The sequence below is a fragment of the Mesorhizobium sp. M2E.F.Ca.ET.209.01.1.1 genome (assembly GCF_004010375.2).
Classification (GTDB): domain Bacteria; phylum Pseudomonadota; class Alphaproteobacteria; order Rhizobiales; family Rhizobiaceae; genus Mesorhizobium.
In genome coordinates this window covers 1-311 of sequence record NZ_SADP02000899.1, presented here as the reverse complement: position 1 = coordinate 311, position 311 = coordinate 1, and the positions used below count along the sequence as shown (strand labels likewise).

Here is a 311-nt window from a genome sequence, read left to right as displayed (position 1 = left end):
GGTCGCCGCCTTCACTGGCCGGCGGTACCCGCGGGCCGTCATGACGCAGCACGCGCACCTGCAGGCTGTCGCTGTCCACGCGTGCGCGGGCCACGGTGGCGTCCGAAGCGGCCAGGCCCACGGCGCCACGCACCTTGTCGCTGTGGCACTGGCCGGAAATCACGCCATCGATCGGCTGTACCTGTGCGACCGGCGTACTGCTGCAGGCGGTGACGGCGAAAGTGAGTACGGCCACGCTGAATGCGCGCATCATGGTCCTGCTCCGTGGTGATCGGGTCGACAGCGTGCCGGGCGCTGCGTGGTGACGGCAT

General features: G+C 70.1%; 1 protein-coding gene. It reads right to left on the bottom strand.

Going from position 1 to position 311, the window contains the following annotated elements:
- The coding region (locus EN852_RS38390) for a hypothetical protein (RefSeq protein ID WP_135879874.1) at positions 1 to 253 on the bottom strand (253 nt) is incomplete at its 3' end.
- Between the last annotated feature and the right edge of the window lie 58 nt (positions 254 to 311).